Annotated in this window: 14 protein-coding genes; 4 read left to right on the top strand and 10 right to left on the bottom strand. The window is 57.0% G+C overall.

Translation table 11 applies throughout. The features are described 5' to 3' along the window. The first annotated feature begins 63 nt into the window (after nt 1–63). Nucleotides 64–1,716 (top strand): bifunctional UDP-sugar hydrolase/5'-nucleotidase UshA, encoded by a 1,653-nt coding sequence (gene ushA / locus NYE85_RS21555; protein ID WP_259006753.1) that lies wholly within the window; start codon nt 64–66, stop codon nt 1,714–1,716. 49 nt (nt 1,717–1,765) lie between these two features. Here ushA and ybaK read toward each other — a convergent pair whose 3' ends face one another. The 3 genes from ybaK to copA form a co-directional block, all read right to left on the bottom strand. Beyond that, entirely contained in the window at nt 1,766–2,245 is a 480-nt protein-coding gene (gene ybaK / locus NYE85_RS21550) for a Cys-tRNA(Pro)/Cys-tRNA(Cys) deacylase YbaK (RefSeq protein ID WP_259006752.1), read from the bottom strand. A 231-nt stretch (nt 2,246–2,476) separates the two neighbouring features. Further along, nucleotides 2,477–3,280 carry a TraB/GumN family protein gene (locus tag NYE85_RS21545; RefSeq protein WP_259006751.1) on the bottom strand — a complete coding sequence of 268 codons (804 nt, stop codon included), beginning with the start codon at nt 3,278–3,280 and terminating at the stop codon, nt 2,477–2,479. Between the two features lie 146 nt (nt 3,281–3,426). After that, the gene (gene copA / locus NYE85_RS21540; protein ID WP_309600886.1) at nt 3,427–5,946 is read right to left on the bottom strand and encodes a copper-exporting P-type ATPase CopA; all 2,520 of its coding nucleotides are present in this window, start codon (nt 5,944–5,946) and stop codon (nt 3,427–3,429) included. A 106-nt stretch (nt 5,947–6,052) separates the two neighbouring features. Here copA and cueR point away from each other — a divergent pair, with 106 nt between their 5' ends. Next, a complete protein-coding gene (gene cueR, locus NYE85_RS21535) occupies nt 6,053–6,454 on the top strand; it encodes a Cu(I)-responsive transcriptional regulator (RefSeq protein ID WP_259006750.1) in 402 nt (133 codons plus the stop codon). Here cueR and NYE85_RS21530 read toward each other — a convergent pair. The 7 genes from NYE85_RS21530 to NYE85_RS21500 form a co-directional block, all read right to left on the bottom strand. Then, nucleotides 6,451–6,909, bottom strand: a complete 459-nt coding sequence (locus NYE85_RS21530; RefSeq protein WP_259007007.1) for an NfeD family protein — start codon at nt 6,907–6,909, stop codon at nt 6,451–6,453. The genes cueR and NYE85_RS21530 overlap by 4 nt on opposite strands. A 2-nt stretch (nt 6,910–6,911) precedes the next feature. Further along, a complete protein-coding gene (locus tag NYE85_RS21525) occupies nt 6,912–7,817 on the bottom strand; it encodes an SPFH domain-containing protein (protein ID WP_259006749.1) in 906 nt (301 codons plus the stop codon). 66 nt (nt 7,818–7,883) lie between these two features. Continuing rightward, on the bottom strand, nt 7,884–8,804 hold the full coding sequence (allS, locus tag NYE85_RS21520) for an HTH-type transcriptional activator AllS (RefSeq protein WP_259006748.1): 921 nt from the start codon (nt 8,802–8,804) through the stop codon (nt 7,884–7,886). Then, nucleotides 8,797–9,639, bottom strand: coding sequence for a DUF2877 domain-containing protein (locus tag NYE85_RS21515; protein ID WP_259006747.1), 843 nt, complete (start codon nt 9,637–9,639; stop codon nt 8,797–8,799). The genes allS and NYE85_RS21515 overlap by 8 nt, the downstream gene beginning before the upstream one ends. Before the next feature lie 42 nt (nt 9,640–9,681). After that, nucleotides 9,682–10,944: a DUF1116 domain-containing protein gene (locus NYE85_RS21510; protein WP_259006746.1), complete on the bottom strand. Its 1,263-nt coding sequence runs from the start codon at nt 10,942–10,944 to the stop codon at nt 9,682–9,684. Between the two features lie 11 nt (nt 10,945–10,955). Continuing rightward, entirely contained in the window at nt 10,956–12,623 is a 1,668-nt protein-coding gene (gene fdrA / locus NYE85_RS21505; RefSeq protein WP_259006745.1) for an acyl-CoA synthetase FdrA, read from the bottom strand. Beyond that, the gene (locus NYE85_RS21500) at nt 12,620–13,858 is read right to left on the bottom strand and encodes an MFS transporter (RefSeq protein WP_259006744.1); all 1,239 of its coding nucleotides are present in this window, start codon (nt 13,856–13,858) and stop codon (nt 12,620–12,622) included. Before NYE85_RS21500 ends, fdrA begins: the two co-directional genes overlap by 4 nt. Nucleotides 13,859–14,198: 340 nt before the next feature. On the opposite strand from NYE85_RS21500, the gene NYE85_RS21495 reads away from it, so the two are divergent. Continuing rightward, entirely contained in the window at nt 14,199–15,101 is a 903-nt protein-coding gene (locus NYE85_RS21495) for a carbamate kinase (RefSeq protein WP_259006743.1), read from the top strand. Between the two features lie 191 nt (nt 15,102–15,292). Beyond that, nucleotides 15,293–16,444, top strand: coding sequence for a cyclopropane fatty acyl phospholipid synthase (gene cfa / locus NYE85_RS21490; RefSeq protein WP_259006742.1), 1,152 nt, complete (start codon nt 15,293–15,295; stop codon nt 16,442–16,444). Nucleotides 16,445–16,676 lie beyond the last annotated feature (232 nt).

The raw sequence follows: 16,676 nt of genomic DNA, 5'->3' as shown, positions 1-16,676 counted from the left end.
GGTTTATCTGCGTTACAATTCTGCACTCGTCACTTTGAACTGCTTATAACATGGAGATTCGTCATGCGTTTTGCGTTAAAAGCCAGCGTCTGTGCGTTGGCGGCGTCCCTAAGCGTGATGCCAGGATTGGCCGGCGCCTGGGAAAAGGATAAAACCTACGACATCACCATTTTGCATACCAACGATCATCACGGCCATTTCTGGCGTAACGATCATGGCGAATATGGCCTTGGCGCGCAAAAAACGCTGGTGGACAGCATTCGTCAACAGGTGGCTGCACAGGGTGGCAGCGTGCTGCTGCTGTCGGGTGGCGACATCAATACCGGCGTGCCGGAGTCAGACCTGCAGGACGCCGAGCCCGATTTTCGCGGCATGAATCTGATTGGTTACGACGCGATGGCCATTGGCAACCATGAATTTGATAACCCGCTCAGCGTGTTGCGCCAGCAGGAAAAGTGGGCCACGTTCCCGCTGCTTTCCGCCAATATTTACCAAAAAAGCACCCGGCAGCGCTTGTTCAAACCGTACGCGCTGTTTGACCGGCAAGGTATCAAGATTGCCGTTATCGGCCTGACAACCGACGATACCGCCAAAATCGGTAACCCGGAATATTTCACCGATATCGAGTTCCGCGCGCCGGCGCAGGAAGCCAGGCAGGTGGTGGAGCAACTGCGTAACGGTGAAAAACCGGACGTGATCATTGCAGCGACCCATATGGGCCACTATGACGACGGAAAGCACGGCTCCAACGCGCCCGGTGACGTCGAAATGGCCCGTAGCCTGCCGGCAGGCTATCTCGACATGATCGTTGGCGGCCATTCGCAGGATCCGGTATGCATGGCTGACGAAAACCACAAACAGGTCGATTACGTGCCGGGCACGCCTTGTGCGCCAGACCGGCAGAACGGCACCTGGATCGTTCAGGCTCATGAGTGGGGCAAATACGTTGGCCGCGCCGATTTCCAGTTCCGCAACGGTGAGCTGAAGCTGGTGCATTACCAACTGATCCCGGTGAATCTGAAAAAGAAAGTGGAAAAGGCCGACGGCAGCAGCGAACGGGTGTATTACACCCAGGAGATTGCGCAAGATCCCGCTATGATGAAATTGCTGACGCCGTTCCAGGACAAGGGCAAGGCGCAGCTGGACGTCAAGATCGGCAGCGTCAACGGCAAACTGGAAGGCGATCGCAGCAAAGTGCGTTTTGTGCAGACCAATCTGGCGCGGGTGCTGCTGGCGGCACAAATGGAACGTGCCAACGCCGATTTTGCCGTGATGAGCGGCGGTGGGGTGCGGGACTCGATCGAGCCTGGCGACATCACCTATAAAAACGTGCTCAAGGTGCAGCCGTTCGGCAACACCCTGGTATATGCGGATATGACCGGTCGCGAAGTGGAAAAATACCTGGCGGTGGTGGCCAATATGAAACCGGATTCCGGCGCCTATGCCCAGTTTGCCAACGTCAGTCTGCTGGCTGATGGCACCGGCGTCAGCCAGGTGAAGATCAACGGACAACCGCTGCAGGCGGATAAAACCTACCGCATGGCGACGCTCAATTTCAACGCCCTGGGCGGTGACGGCTATCCGAAGATCGACGGGTTGCCAAGCTATGTCAACACCGGTTTTATTGATGCCGAAGTGCTCAAGCAGTATATCGAGAAACATTCGCCGCTGGATGCGGCGGCGTATGAGCCAAAGGGTGAAATCGTTTATCGCTAAAACAGGCGGCGGTGTTTTGTCGACGACAAGGCACTGCCGCGCGCCATGCTCAGTCCCGCTTGGCGATATCGGCAAAGCTGCCTGACAGCAAACGACACAGGTCCACTGCTGCCAGTTCAATATCCAGCCCGCGTTTGCCGCCGGAGACAAAGATGGTGGCAAACTGCTGAGCCGGGCTGTCTATCACCGTCGGCAGGCGCTTTTTTTGCCCAAGCGGGCTGATACCACCAACCAGATAGCCGGTCACGCGTTGCGCCAGCAGCGGATCGGCCATTTCCGCCTTTTTGGCTCCCAGCGCCTTGGCTACCTTTTTCAAGTCCAACTGGCTGGCAACCGGCGTGACTGCCACTGCCAGGTGTTTGGCATCGCCGTTTAACGCCACCAGCAGAGTTTTATAGACTTGATCGGCATTGAGCCCGAGCTTTTTAACCGCCTCATCACCAAAATTGGTTTCGTCACTGTCGTGGTGATAAGGATGCAGGGTGAAGGCGACCTTTTGTTTTTCAAGCAGCACAACGGCGGGTGTCATAATTTTTGTCCTAAGATGATCCCGAGCGGGAAAGAGTTGCAACGCACGGCAATAAAATTACAAAAATAGTGCAAATGCAGCAAGCTGTGCCGCCAATGAATAAAGCAGGTTGCCAATATGTTCACCAGATTGCTACCCTGTCAGCTGTAACCGTTAACACGGTTGCAATGCGTATAACTAGAATATGAGAAATTCCTCTTTGACTGGCCAATAGCGATATTGGCCATTTTTTTACTCCGCCAGCAGCATCGCCGGCAGGTTGTCCTCGCCGTACAAATGCAGGGCGCCAACCGCCACCACGTATTTCCCCGGCGGCAACGCCCGCAGCTGTTGCTGCCAGTTGCGATTGCGCTGCTGCATCAGCACATCGTACAGCGCGGCGCTAAAGGTGGCTGGCAGCGTTTCCAGCGCCATGTTGGGTTTGGCGTCCAGCCACCAACTGACCATGGTTTGCAGCAGGCGTGCATTGGTATGCCAATGCTCCAGCGTATCGCGCAGCAACGCCATACCGCCTTCGGGCAGCGCCTGCAGCATGTTCAATTGCTGTTGTGCGCCTTCCAGCTCAATCACGGTTTTCTGCTGATCTCTGGCAGCCTGCAACAGCTGATAGTCAATGCCGAATTCTGCCCGTAGCCCAAGCCGTTGCGCTTGACGCGCCTGCATCATCAGTGCCACTTGCCAACCGGGCAGCGCGTAGAAACCCTCGATATCCGTTCCCAGTTCCTGACACAGTTGTTGCAACTGCGCCAGCTCTTCTGCGTTGAGCCTTTCCGTCAGCAGGGGCTGCGGATCGGGCTCACCGAACGGCGAGGCGCTACCGGTAATGTCGGCCTCCACGATCAGCGCGTCGGCTTGCTTAAGCCGACTGACCAGTCTGGCAGGCAGGGGTTCCATGTCGACGGTACCCATGTGTATGCTGCCGACCAGATGCAGCTGACGATCGCCCGGCAGCGTGACGTCCAGGGCCGGATAGGCGTAGGCGATGGGAGAGATAAGGCCGAAAAAAGCGGCAATGCGGCGTAGCAGTTGACCCATACAACGTGGCTCCTGATGGCTCCGAGGACGCAGGCGATACGCTGTCGTTCATCGGTAAAGCGTTTACCCCATGCTAAACGCTCTGCGCCGCGCAGGAAAGTCAGAAAGTAGCAAAGAAAGGGGCCGCCAATGGCAGCCCCTGAGCATTACTGTTTGGGTTTGAAGCGCAATAGGCGGTTGGCATTGCTGACCACGGTAATCGACGATAGCGCCATTGCCGCGCCGGCCACCACCGGACTGAGCAGCGTACCGGTGAGTGGGTACAGCACACCGGCGGCGATCGGGATGCCCAACGTGTTGTAAATAAACGCCCCAAGCAGGTTTTGCTTCATGTTGCGCAGCGTAGCTTTGGACAGTTCCAGCGCATCGGCAACGCCGTTCAGGCTGTGACGCATCAGCGTAATCGCAGCGGTTTCGATGGCAATATCGCTGCCGCTGCCCATGGCAATACCGACGTCGGCCTGCGCCAGCGCCGGGGCGTCGTTGATGCCGTCGCCCACCATTGCGACACGATGGCCCTGTGCCTGCAACTGCTTGATGGCATCTGCCTTGCCGTCAGGCAGGACGCCGGCAATCACCCGGTCAATCCCGGCCTCCTTGGCGATGGCGTTCGCCGTCACCGGGTTGTCGCCGGTCAGCATCACCAACTGATACCCCTGTTGATGCAAGCGCTGCAATGCGGCGACGCTGTCGCTGCGCAGCGGATCGCGAATGGCGATCAAGGCAGCCGGTTTGCCGTCGGCGGCCAACAGCACCGGCGTGATGCCGCGTTCCGCCTGTTGCTGCATCTGGCTTTCCAGTGCGCTGATGGCAATCTGATGATCCTGCAACAATCTGGCATTGCCCAGCAGCAGTTTGACGCCGTCGGCCTCACCACTGACACCGGCGCCGCGCAGGGTACGGAACTGGCTAATCTGCGGCAGGCTTTGCCCCTCTGCGTGGTCGATAATGGCGCGTGCCAACGGGTGGCTGGCGCCTTGCTCTAACGCTGCCGCCCAACGCAGCGCCTGCTGTTCGCTCACCTGATTAAAGGTGACGATCTCCACCACGCGCGGCTGGCCTTCGGTCAGGGTACCGGTTTTATCAAATACCAGCGTATCCAGATTGCTGGCCTGTTGCAGTGCATCGGCATCACGTACCAGAACGCCAAACTCTGCCGCACGACCAACGCCGGAAATAATCGACATCGGTGTTGCCAGGCCGAGTGCACACGGACAGGCGATGATCAGCACCGTAGTGGCGATCACCAGGGTATAAACCAGCTGTGGCTGCGGGCCGAAGAAATACCAGATTGCCGCGCTGAACAGGGCGATGGCGACCACCGTCGGTACAAACACCGCAGAAATGCGGTCCGCCAACTGGCCTATTTCCGGTTTACTGCTTTGCGCCTGTCGTACCAGCTTGATGATGCGCGCCAGCGTGGTTTTGCTGCCGATGGCGGCGGCGCGGAACAGCACGCTGCCATCTTCTACCACCGTGCCTGCATGTACGGTATCACCAACGCCTTTTTGCTGCGGCACCGCTTCGCCGGTCAGCATCGCTTCGTCGATCCACACTTCGCCCTGGATGATTTCCCCGTCAACCGGAATACGATCGCCGGTGGTCAGGCGCAGTGTCATACCCAACTGCACTTCTGCCAACGGGATGCTCTGCTCACCGCCATCGGTAACCAGACGCGCAGTGGGCGGTGTCAGATCCAGCAGTCTTTCCAGCGCCTGCGAGGAGCGTTGACGTGCCCGTTGCTCCATCGCATGACCGAGGTTAATCAACCCGATGATCATGGCGCTGGCTTCGTAATACAGGTGTCGCGCCGCCATCGGGAAGAATTCTGGCCACAGGTTGACGCTGATCGAATACAGCCATGCAGCCCCGGTACCGAGCGCTACCAGCGTATCCATGGTGGCGCTGCCGTTTTTCAGCGCGCGCCAGGCGTTACGATAAAAGTGGCCGCCGGCAAACACCATCACCGCCAGGGTTATCAGACCGACGATCAGCCACGGTCGTTGGGTCTGCGCCGTCAGCGTCATGCTGCCGCCAAACAGACCCCAGGCCATCAGCGGGATACCGAGAGCCAGGCCAAGCGCCGCCTGCCAACGGAACCGCTTCATATTGTCCCGTGCGGTTTGTTGCTGGCGTTCGCGACGTTCGGTTTCATCCTGAATCATTTCCGCGCCGTAGCCGGCTTTTTCTACCGCGGCTATCAGCTGCTGCGGATTGGCCGCGCCGGTGATCAATGCGCTGCGCTCTGCCAGATTGACCCGCGCCTGTTCGACGCCTGGCACGCCCTGCAGTGCATTCTGCACTTTGCTGACGCAACTGGCACAGCTCATGCCGCTCAACAACAGTTGCACGCTGTCGTCGTCCTGCTCGGATGTTGCCGGAGTTAAAGCCTGTGCCGCTGACTGCGTTTCCGGCAACGAAGGAGTTGCATCAACCAACGGCTCAGTTTTTGGGTGGCTATCGGCTCCCGCCAGGCTGGCATGATACCCGGCCTGTTCGACCGCCTCGATCAAGGTCTGCGGATCGGCATCGCCAGTGACTTTGGCGCTGTCGATGGTTACGTCCGCACCCGTGACACCCGGCACGGCTTCCAGAGCCTTGCGTGTGCTGCCAACACAGTGCATGCAGGACAGTCCCTGCAATGCCAACACGGTAGTTTGTGACATGATGTGGTTCCTCGCGTTAGGGAATTGATTAAGACTTGACCGTCTTAACTCTTTTCATTAAGAATGAGCTTAAACCTTCCAGCAAGGGTAAGGTCAAGGGGGGAGAATGAATATTAGCGATGTTGCCAAAAAAACCGGTTTAACCAGCAAAGCCATTCGTTTTTACGAGGAAAAAGGCTTGGTTACCGCGCCGATGCGCAGCGAAAACGGCTACCGTAGCTACAGCCCGAAACATATAGAAGAACTGACATTATTGCGCCAGGCGCGTCAGGTTGGCTTTAATCTGGACGAATGCCGGGAGCTGGTAGCGTTGTTTAACGATCCCGGCCGGCACAGCGCCGATGTCAAAGCCCGCACGTTGCAAAAAGTGGCCGATATTGAAAAGCACATTCATGAACTGGGCGAAATGCGTCAGCGCCTGTTGCTGCTGGCGGAGCAGTGCCCGGGGGATGATGGTGCAGACTGCCCGATCATTAACAATCTGGCAGGCTGCTGCCATAAACATTAGCGATTAAGCGCGCGGATCACCAGCGTAGCGCCGTCGACCGCAATCACTTCTACTTCGGTTCCGGCCGGTAAATCCTGTGCTGCCTGCGCACGCCAGCTGCTGTCACCGATGTTTATCCGCCCCACGCCATTGCGTATCGGTTCGCTCAGCGTGGCACGGGTGCCGATCAACTGGCGGTTGCGTTGATTAAGCACCGTGCTACCGCCGGTTTCCTGTGGACGCTGTCGCAGCCAGTACCACCATAGATAGGCCACCAACATCACCAAAATGGCGAACAGTACGCCCTGCCATTCCCAACTGATGGCCGGCAGCAGCCAGACGATGGCGCCGACCGCTACCGCGGCCACGCCGCTCCACAACAGGTAGCCGCTGGCACCAAGCATTTCCGCCGCCAGCAGCAGTCCGCCGAGCGAAAGCCAGAACCAGTGTGGATGTGCCGCAATCTGTTCCAGCATCATTATTGGCCTTTGCCGTCTTTCAGCAATTCGCTGATACCGCCAATCGAGCCGAGCAGGCTGCTGGCATCCAGCGGCATCATGATCACTTTACTGTTGTTGGCGGAGCCGATTTTTTGCAACGCGTCGGTGTACTTCTGCGCGACAAAGTAATTCACCGCCTGAATGTTCCCGTTTGCTATCGCGTCGGACACCAGTTGGGTGGCACGGGCTTCGGCTTCGGCCGCACGTTCTCGCGCTTCTGCCTGCAGGAAGGCCGACTGGCGCTCGCCTTCCGCCTTGAGGATTTGTGACTGTTTATCTCCCTCGGCGCGCAGTATCGCGGCCTGCCGTACCCCTTCGGCTTCCAGAATGTCCGCACGTTTGGTACGTTCCGCCTTCATCTGCGCGTTCATCGAGGCGACAAGCTCGGCCGGTGGACGCACATCGCGAATTTCGATACGGGTGATTTTGACGCCCCACGGATTGGTGGCCTCGTCGACGATATGCAGCAGTCGGCTGTTGATACTGTCGCGCTGCGACAGCATTTCATCCAGTTCCATCGAGCCGAGAACGGTACGGAAGTTGGTCATGGTCAGATTGACGATTGCCAGCTCGAGGTTGCTGACCTCATAGGCGGCACGTGCCGGGTCGACCACCTGAATAAAGCACACGGCGTCGATGGCGACGTTGGCGTTGTCGCGTGAAATGATTTCCTGCGACGGGATGTCGAGTACCTGTTCCATCATGTTGATTTTGCGACCAATACGGTCCATGAATGGCACTACCAGATTCAGGCCCGGCATCAGCGTCTTGGTGTAGCGGCCAAAGCGTTCTACCGTCCATTGGTAACCTTGTGGCACAATTTTGACGCCAGCGAACACCACGATCAGCGCCACGACGATGATGATGGGAATGAGGGTAAACATGGCATAACCTCCTGTCAGACATATGTAAATAGATATTACGCCATCCGCTGGGGAAAACCCAACGCATCAGCTCGGGAGGTCGATATTTTTCAGAAACTGGGCGATGCAGGGCGCTTTGTTGGTAAATAAAGCGACGGTTTCAGCCACCGCGCTACCGCTGTGGTTATGCCAGGCGAGGGACAACGGCGACGGCTGGCGTTGGTTGACCATCTCACGGGCGATCAACTGGCCGGATTGCAGATATGGCTGACAGAGGCTCAGCGGTAAAAATCCTACGCCAAGCCCCTGCAAATGGCATTCTAGCTTGCTGCGCAAATCGGGAACTTTGATTTCTTTTTGACCCGGCAATAGCCAGGCAATACGTTTGGTCAGATTATGCGAGGTGTCCTCGACATTAATTGCCGGGTAGGCACGCAGCCGATCTTCGTCCAACACCCCCGTGGTGCTGGCCAACGGATGTTGCGGCGTTACGACAAACCGCCAGCTTACGCCGCCGAGCTCCAATATGCTGACGTGGTTAGCCAGTGACTCATAGCCGGTGGCGCCAATAGCCAGTTGAAAACCTTCGTTAAGCAGTGTATCCCATACCCCCATATACACCTGCCGCGACAGCAGAAACTGCGTTAACGGAAATCGTTGATGCAGATGCGTCAGCAGTTGGGCTACCGCCGTCGGGCTGTACAAGAGATTATTGATAACGATGTTGACCTGGCGTTCGACGCCGTGATTGATCTGCTGTAATTCGCCGGGCATGGCGTCAAACCAGGCCAGCCACTGACGAAAGCGTTCCAGCAGGTGTACCCCGGCCGGCGTCAGTTGCACCGTACGGGTGGTGCGTAGGAACAGCTGAGTCCCGACGTTCTCTTCCAGCATTTTAATGCGATAGCTAATAGCCGCCGGCGTTTTGAACAGCGTTTCTGCCGCTTTGGAAAAACTGCTGCTCTCGGCAACCTTGATAAAGGTACGAATAGTTTCTTGATCAAGCATAAGCGTCACTTCCCTGATAAAAATCACCGAGCCAATGGTTAGCCATGGCTAACCCTAACAGGGTATCGGCACCGGAGTAGTGGCCTAACGTCAAAAAATGTCCGATTTGCGAGTGGCTTCCACGCCCTTGTGCCAAACGCTGCAACAGGCTTAACAAGGTTGAGGAGAATCTCCCTGCGGCCGCGTGCTGCAAATAGCTGCGGCTGACGCTGGCGGTGAGCCTGCGCAGCGTGCAGGACGGCGGCAGGAGGGAAAGCTGCTGCATTCGTGACCGAGAGCGCCGATCGCTATGCAGCAATGCCATGACGCCAATCAGCATATCGTCGCTGCTGGGCGTCAGACCCGGACCAAGCCCGATAAAAGGCGTAAAGTCGCAGGGGTGCCCCGTCAACCAGTGGAACAGATGTTGGCGTAAATCGTGCAACCATGGCGAGAGCGGCTGCTTTATCGCCTGCTCCAGTGGACCAAACAGGCCGGTAGCATGAGATTGGCCGGCGAGTAATCTATCCAGGCAGTGGGGCAATAGGGTTAACGGAGGCATTGTCAGCGAGATACGCCGGGCGGTAACGCCAATGGAAAAGCGACGATGGTGCAGACCGGAGGAGCACAGGCGTAAGGTATCGTCACGGCCCAGCGCCTGCGCTATGGCGTTAAAATCTGTGCCACGTATCAGCATCCCCATTGGGCTTAGGCCATGGCCGTAGCGTTGTAACACCAGCAGGCGATCGTCGGTAGTCAGCAGATTGATGGCTTTGCCGAATATACCGATGCAACGCAGTGAGGTGGGGCGGAGCGATAGAGATTGGCTGATGGCCAACGGCACATAACTGGACACTATTCCTCCGGTTGAGCGGGCCGCCGCTGCGGCCCGCATAAGTCAGCCGCTAATATTCATCGTTTCGGCAAGCGCGATTAGCGCCTGTTCGAAGCAGGGCAGTGGTGCCCGTACCGTGCCGGCACCCACTTGTCCAACGCCGGGATTGCGGTGCGCGATCCCGGTATTGATCAGCGGGGTGATCCCGGTCTCCACCACCCGACGGACGTCCAATCCCAGACAGGCTCCCTGGAAGTTCCACGTAGGGATTTGCAGCAGCGGGTTGTGTTCCAGGTAGATTTCTGCCATTTCTTCGGAGGTTGCCAGTGCCGCCGCAACGCCGCCGGCGCCGACGAAGCGCGTAACGCCGGGTGCTGCGACCATCGCGGCACCGCCAATGCCCAGCGTTTCGGTAATCGCGCTGTCGCCAATATCGGGGTTGGCGTCCTGTTGGCTATAGCCAGTGAAGTACAACCCCTGCGGAGTATTTACCGGGGCGGTAAACCAACGTTCTCCCAACCCGCTGACGCGAATGCCGAAATCGCGTCCGTTGCGCGTCATTGCGGTGACAATCGAACCTGCCTTGACGGCAGCTCCGGCATCCATGGCGGCCTTGCAATAGGCCATTGCCAGGTTCAGGAAGAATTGATCGGTGATACTGAGGAAGCGTAGCACCTCCGCCAGCTGATTTTTGTCCCGTGGCAGTTGGGCAATGCCGGTTGCCAGCATGCGCATTAGCAGGGAGGAGGCGGCGATATTACGCTGGTGGAATTCGTCACCCATGGTAATGGCTTGTGCCATCAGCGCGCCGAGGTCAATGCCGTCTTCCATCTGCACCAGTATATCGTTGAGCACCGGTGCCAGAACCTCGCGCATCCAATGCAAACGCCGCTGAACTTCATCATCATATGCCCCGAAGCGCATTACTTTGCCGATACCCTCATTCAGGTTGCAATATGCCATATTGCCATGGGTCAGGTTTTTTACCTTCACCACCGGCATGTTGGCGGAGGTAATGCCGCCCATCGGACCCACGGCATTGACGTGATGGCAGGGGATGAATTCCACGGCACCGGTATCAAACAAAGACAGCGCTTGCGCTTCGCTGCCGGCCCAGCCCTCAAAAATAGCGGCGCCGATGCAGGCTCCGCGCATTGGCCCGGTCATGGCACCCCAGTCCAGCGGCGGACCGGCATGCAGCAGTTTTTTACCGTTGGCGAGCTGTGGCACTGCTTGCTGTGCGGGACAGACGCCAACCCAGTGTGGCCTGGCTGTTCTGATACGTTCAATGACCGCCTGATTGGCTGCGGTGATAGATGAATACATAACCGATCCTTTTAATCTAATTGTTTCAATAAATTGGCTAACTGCGCGTTTCCGCCGGCTACCGGCGACCATTGGTAATGCACCACCGGACAGCCGTTGGCCTGTAGCTCATCGGCGAAGCTGCGCAATCCGACATTGATGACCCTGGCGTCTTGCAGCAGGGCATGAAGCGGGGCAAATCCGTCGCCCGGACCCGGGGTTATCAGCTGCAATGCCAAAAGCACGGCTTCTTCCAGATTGTTCATAACCACGATGCCGGCGTTGAGCAGGGTATTGAGCTGTACGCTGCGTTGTTGGGGATCCTGTTCCGTTCCGGTAATGGTTGCGATCGCCACCAACGGCGTGCTGGTGCCGCGCCGAGCGCGCAGTTCGGTCACGGCGTTGGCCGCCATGCCTGCCGGATCGGCATGTGAACCGTAACCCAGCACCACGTCCAGCAGCAGTACGCCGATCTCGGGCCGTTCCGCCAGTGCCAGGATCTGTTGATGGCGGGCGGTGGGGTCGATCATGGGATGCGGTTTGCCCACGGTATAAACATCATCACCCAGATCGATCAACTGATGCCCGGCAGCCTGGAACATGATCCCCTGCGTATGCCGTTGATCCGACTTGGCGTCGAGATGTTCGCCCAGGATCATTGCGGCCTCCGCCGCCAGCGTACCGCCGGTGAACAGCCCGATAATTTTCCGCTCGATCACCTTTGGCTGCGTGCTGGCCACGGCTGCAACGTTGGCCAGCATCACCGCCAGCCGAGCGGCCTCCGCCAACGTACTGGCGAGGTAGACATTGCCGTCGCGTCGCAGGGGCGGACTGGAGCCAAGAAACAGGGCCACCACCGGTTTGCCAATCGCTTTCATTGCCGTCAGAACCGTCTGGCGCACCACCGCTGCCGGCGGCTTGGAAACGAAGGCAATCACTTTGCTGTGTGGATCGCCCGCCAGCATCTCAAGAGCGGTCAGCGCGCTGATGCCGCCCACTTCGGCGCTCAGATCGCGGCCTCCGAGGCCAAGCGCATGGGTAATGCCCTGGCCCATCAGGGCAATTTGCGAAGCCAGTTCCTGTATACCGGTACCGGAGGCGCCGACGATGCCGATGCTTCCGGTCGGCAGTGCGTTGGAGAAGGCCAGCGGTACGCCGGCAACCACCGCAGTGCCGCAGTCTGGTCCCATGACCAGTAATTGCCGGGCGCGTGCCCGTTGTTTCAGCGCCACCTCCTGCTCCAGCGACACATTATCGGAGAAGATCATTACGTTTTGCTGCCGTTCCAGCGCGCGCTCGGCCAGTTCCGCGGCGTACTCGCCGGCAACGGAAATCAGTGTCAGGTTGGCATCTGGCAATTTTTCACATGCGCTTTGCCAGCGACGGGCCGTCGGCAGCGCTTGCCCGTTGCCGTTGCCCTGGCTGACGGTGTTCAGCGCCTGCTCCAACTGCTGGCGTACGCTGTCGGTGATGCTGTCCTGTCGGTGCTCGCAGCGAATGGCCACGCAGATGTCATTGGGCGTGGCATCGGTGAAGTGCGGATGCCAAAAGCCGGTCGCCTTCAGCAGCGTCTTGTTGGCCGGGGTTCCCATCATTACCGATACCTCGTCTACCGCATCTGACTCGCTGAGCCGGCGCGAAATCAGCATCAGACTGACTGAATCCTGAAAGCTGCCTTTTTTAATAAACGCATGAATCATAGTATTACCTCTGGGGTTTTCTTTTCCTTGAGGAACAGCATGCCGAACAGGCCGACAGCCAGCAGCGCAGCGGAAAAGTAGAAGCTGGCGGCCAGGCTGCCGGTGATATCGCGTACCATACCGGCGATAATCGGCGCCAAAATGGAAGAACTCATACCGATAAAGTTGAACAGGCCAAAGGCCGAACCGTAGTTGTGTTCATCAACGCTGTCGGCCACCAGTGCGATCAGCACCGGATCTAGCGCCAGCTTGCCCACCAGACCATACATGCACAGCGCGACGATCACTCCGGTCATGGTTGGCATCCACACGATCGAGATCATGCTGAGGATTGCCAGCGGCACCAGAAGCAGAATCAACGGCTTGCGTCTGCCAAGACGGTCGGACAGGCTGGAGAACAGCAGCGCGCCGGGAATGGAGATCCATGCCACCAGCGAGGAGATAAAGCCGGTTTCTGAACCGGGAATACCGCGTTCGTTTTGCAGGTAGTAGGGCAGCCAGGTCAGGATGACAAAGAAGCCGAACAGGCTGCAAAACACCATCAGGTACACCAACAGCAAATTGCGGTTTTTGAACAGATCGCTAAACCTGATTTTTTGGCCACCTGCGGCGACGGTTTGCGCGCTGCGTTTCTTTTCTTTGACGAACCACCAAATCGCCAGGCCGGTCAGCAGGCTGGGCACCGCCATTGCGTAAAACGGCATGCGCCAGCTGTGGCCGAGGTCGAAGACCAGCCAGCTGGAGGTCATCAGCCCTAGCGCAATGCCAAATGCCATGCCGCTGTTGATGATGGCGCTGCCAAGCGACCGGTATTTTTTGGGGATCTGTTCGGAAGATATACCGTACTGCGGGCCATAGTAGGTCCCTTCACCGGCGCCGGTGACCACGCGGGCACACAGCAGGGTGCTCCAGCTTTTGGCCCAGCCGGTGACGGCGGTAAAAGCGCCGAAAAGCAGGAAGCCGGGAACCAGCACTTTCTTCCTGCCGATCCTGTCGCCCAGCACCCCGGCTGGCACCTGCAACAGCGCATAAGAAAAATAAAACACGGAATTAAGAACCCCAAGCTGAGTGCCGCTCAGACCGAATTCCTTTTCCAGTTCGCCCATGACGGGGTTTAATATGGTGCGGTCCGCATACATAAATATCCAACCAAGCCAGAAAAGGAAAATGGTAATACACCATGCAGGTATTCTTCGCTTGGCATTAATAACCGTTTCGTTAGTTGAATGGCTCATTTATCCCCCCGATTAAATAGATTGAAATCCCTGTTTTTTGTTAAAAGGATTTAACAATTCATTGGCCCACGGCCTTTTCTAGCGCTAGAGTGCGAAAAATCATTGGCCAGCATCGTGACGGAGTTCACAGGCGATTGATTGTTCATAATGTTTTTACTGATAGTGCGTTTTTCTTAAAAAAAATTAACTAACCAGGTTTTTTATTAAATATGATGGGTGGAGCGCCGGCGTTATTTTAAAAATAAAATTTACTGTTGGCCATTTGTGCCAGCGATCACATATAAAATAAGTTTTTAATTTAATTTGTCCTGCTAACGTTGATTAATTAAGGGATGATAAAATGAAGAAAATCGTCGTTGCCTTGGGCGGGAATGCGCTATTGCCACGTGGACAGGAATTATCCGCAGAGAATCAATATCAGAATATGGAGGCAGTTGTGCAGGGGCTGTGGACATTGACACGAGAATACCGGGTGATTCTGGTGCATGGCAATGGGCCACAGGTTGGATTATTGGCCTTGCAGAACCAGAGCTGTCAGGAAATTCCTGCTTATCCGCTGGATATTCTGGTCGCGCAAACGCAGGGCATGGTGGGTTATATGCTGGCGCAGTCAGTTGGCAGTCAGCCCGATATGCCGCCGGTGGCTACCGTGCTGACTCGCGTGGTGGTCGAGGCACGGGATGAGGCATTCAGACACCCGAGCAAATTTATCGGTCCGGTTTATTGCCTGGAGCAACAGAGCGAGCTGGAGCGGCGATGGGGGTGGCGCATGCAGCGTGATGGCGACTATTTGCGGCGGGTGGTCGCCTCGCCGAAGCCGTGCGATATCGTTGAGCTGGACACCATCAGCGAACTGGTGCAACAGGGGCGGCTGGTCATTTGTTGCGGCGGCGGCGGCGTGCCGGTATTTGCTGACGCAGGTCGCTACCGTGGCGCAGAGGCGGTAATTGACAAGGATGCGGCAGCGGTACTGTTGGCTCAGCGGCTAGAGGCCGATCATCTATTGATTCTCACCGACGCCGACGCGGTATATCAGGATTGGGGCACCGAACATCAGCGTGCCTTAACGCGGGTGACGCCGACCCAGCTACGGCCTTTTGCCGCTGATGACGGCGCTATGGGGCCGAAAGCACAGGCCGCGATCGATTTCGTGCAGGCGACCGGCCGTAACGCCTATATTGGCGCACTGCGTGATGCCGCCGCGATCCTGGCGGGAACCAAAGGCACCTGCGTGCATGGTTAAGGGGACCGGGAGAGGCGGGCATGACGGGGCCAGAAAACATGCCAATTTGGCATATTGCTAATAATTTTAATTCATTTCATGACCTTTCCTGCCCTGAGTATAGTTGCCGTAGAAGAAGACTTTCTTTCAAAAATTTGTCATTTCAATTTGCGACTATGCTTTTTGAAATGTCTTTTACGGCAAGGATTTTTATGGATTCGATCGGCATTAATGCGCTGTCGCAGAAAAAAGATCGCTGGTATTTAATCATTGAAGAGATGCTTGGCGAGGCTGGCATAACCATTAATGGCAGCCAGGCGTTTGATATTCAGGTAAAAAATCCGGCGTTGTTCAAACGTATATTGCAGGAAGGCTCGCTGGGTTTCGGTGAGAGTTATATGGATGGCTGGTGGGATTGCGAACGGTTGGATATGTTGTTCACCCGCATTCTACGTGCCGGCATTGATGAACGCCTACCGAGCAGCCTGACGGATATAGCGCGTATCGCCTATGCACGCCTGGTCAACCGCCAATCGCGCAAACGCGCCTGGCAGGTCGGCAAGGAACATTATGACATTGGCAACGATCTGTTCAGTCAAATGCTGGATCCCTATATGCAGTATTCCTGCGGCTACTGGAAAGACGCGGATACGCTGCAACAGGCGCAGCAAAACAAGCTGAAGATGATCTGCGAAAAGCTGCGCTTGCAGCCAGGAATGACGTTGCTGGACATCGGCTGCGGCTGGGGCGGGTTGGCGCAATATGCCGCGGAACAGTACGGAGTAAAAGTGCATGGCGTGACCATTTCTGCCGAACAGCAGAAAATGGCGCAGCAGCGCTGTGCCGGCCTGGAAGTCGAGATTTTATTGCAGGATTACCGCGATCTGCATCGGCAGTTTGACCGCATCGTCTCGGTAGGCATGTTCGAGCACGTCGGGCCAAAAAATTACGATACCTACTTTAACGTGGCGGCGCGCAACCTGAAGCCTAACGGCCTGTTTCTGCTGCACACCATCGGTTCCAATCAAACCGATCTCAATGTAGACGCCTGGATCGATAAATATATTTTCCCGAACGGCTGTCTGCCATCGGTAAAACACATTGCCGAGGCCAGCGAGGGGCGCTTTGTGATGGAAGACTGGCACAACATCGGCGCGGATTACGATCGCACCCTGATGGCCTGGCTCGACAACTTCAAACGGGCATGGCCATCGTTGGCGGACAATTACTCCGAGCGCTTCGAACGCATGTTTACCTACTACCTGAATGCCTGCGCCGGCGCATTCCGTTCGCGTAATATTCAGCTGTGGCAGGTGTTGTTTAGTCCGAAAGGGGTAGACGGTGGGGTGCGTGTCTACCGGTAATATCCCCGTCATATTTCACGCTGCCTCGGCGTTGGCTGCCTTCAGTCACCCCGGTCACATAGTGGTCTATGTTCCCGGGGACGCCTGTCGTTGCCGCCTTGATGCAACGCGAACTATCTAGGGGATAGCATGGCCGTCATATTTCACGCTGCCTCGGCGTTGGCTGCCTTCAGTCACCCCGGTCACCTAGTGGTCTATGCTGCCGGGGGCGCCTGTCGTTGCCGCCTTGATG

The sequence above is a fragment of the Serratia sp. AKBS12 genome (genome assembly GCF_024793895.1).
Taxonomy (GTDB): Bacteria; Pseudomonadota; Gammaproteobacteria; order Enterobacterales; family Enterobacteriaceae; genus Serratia_F.
This window is presented reverse-complemented; position numbering and strand designations above follow the sequence as displayed.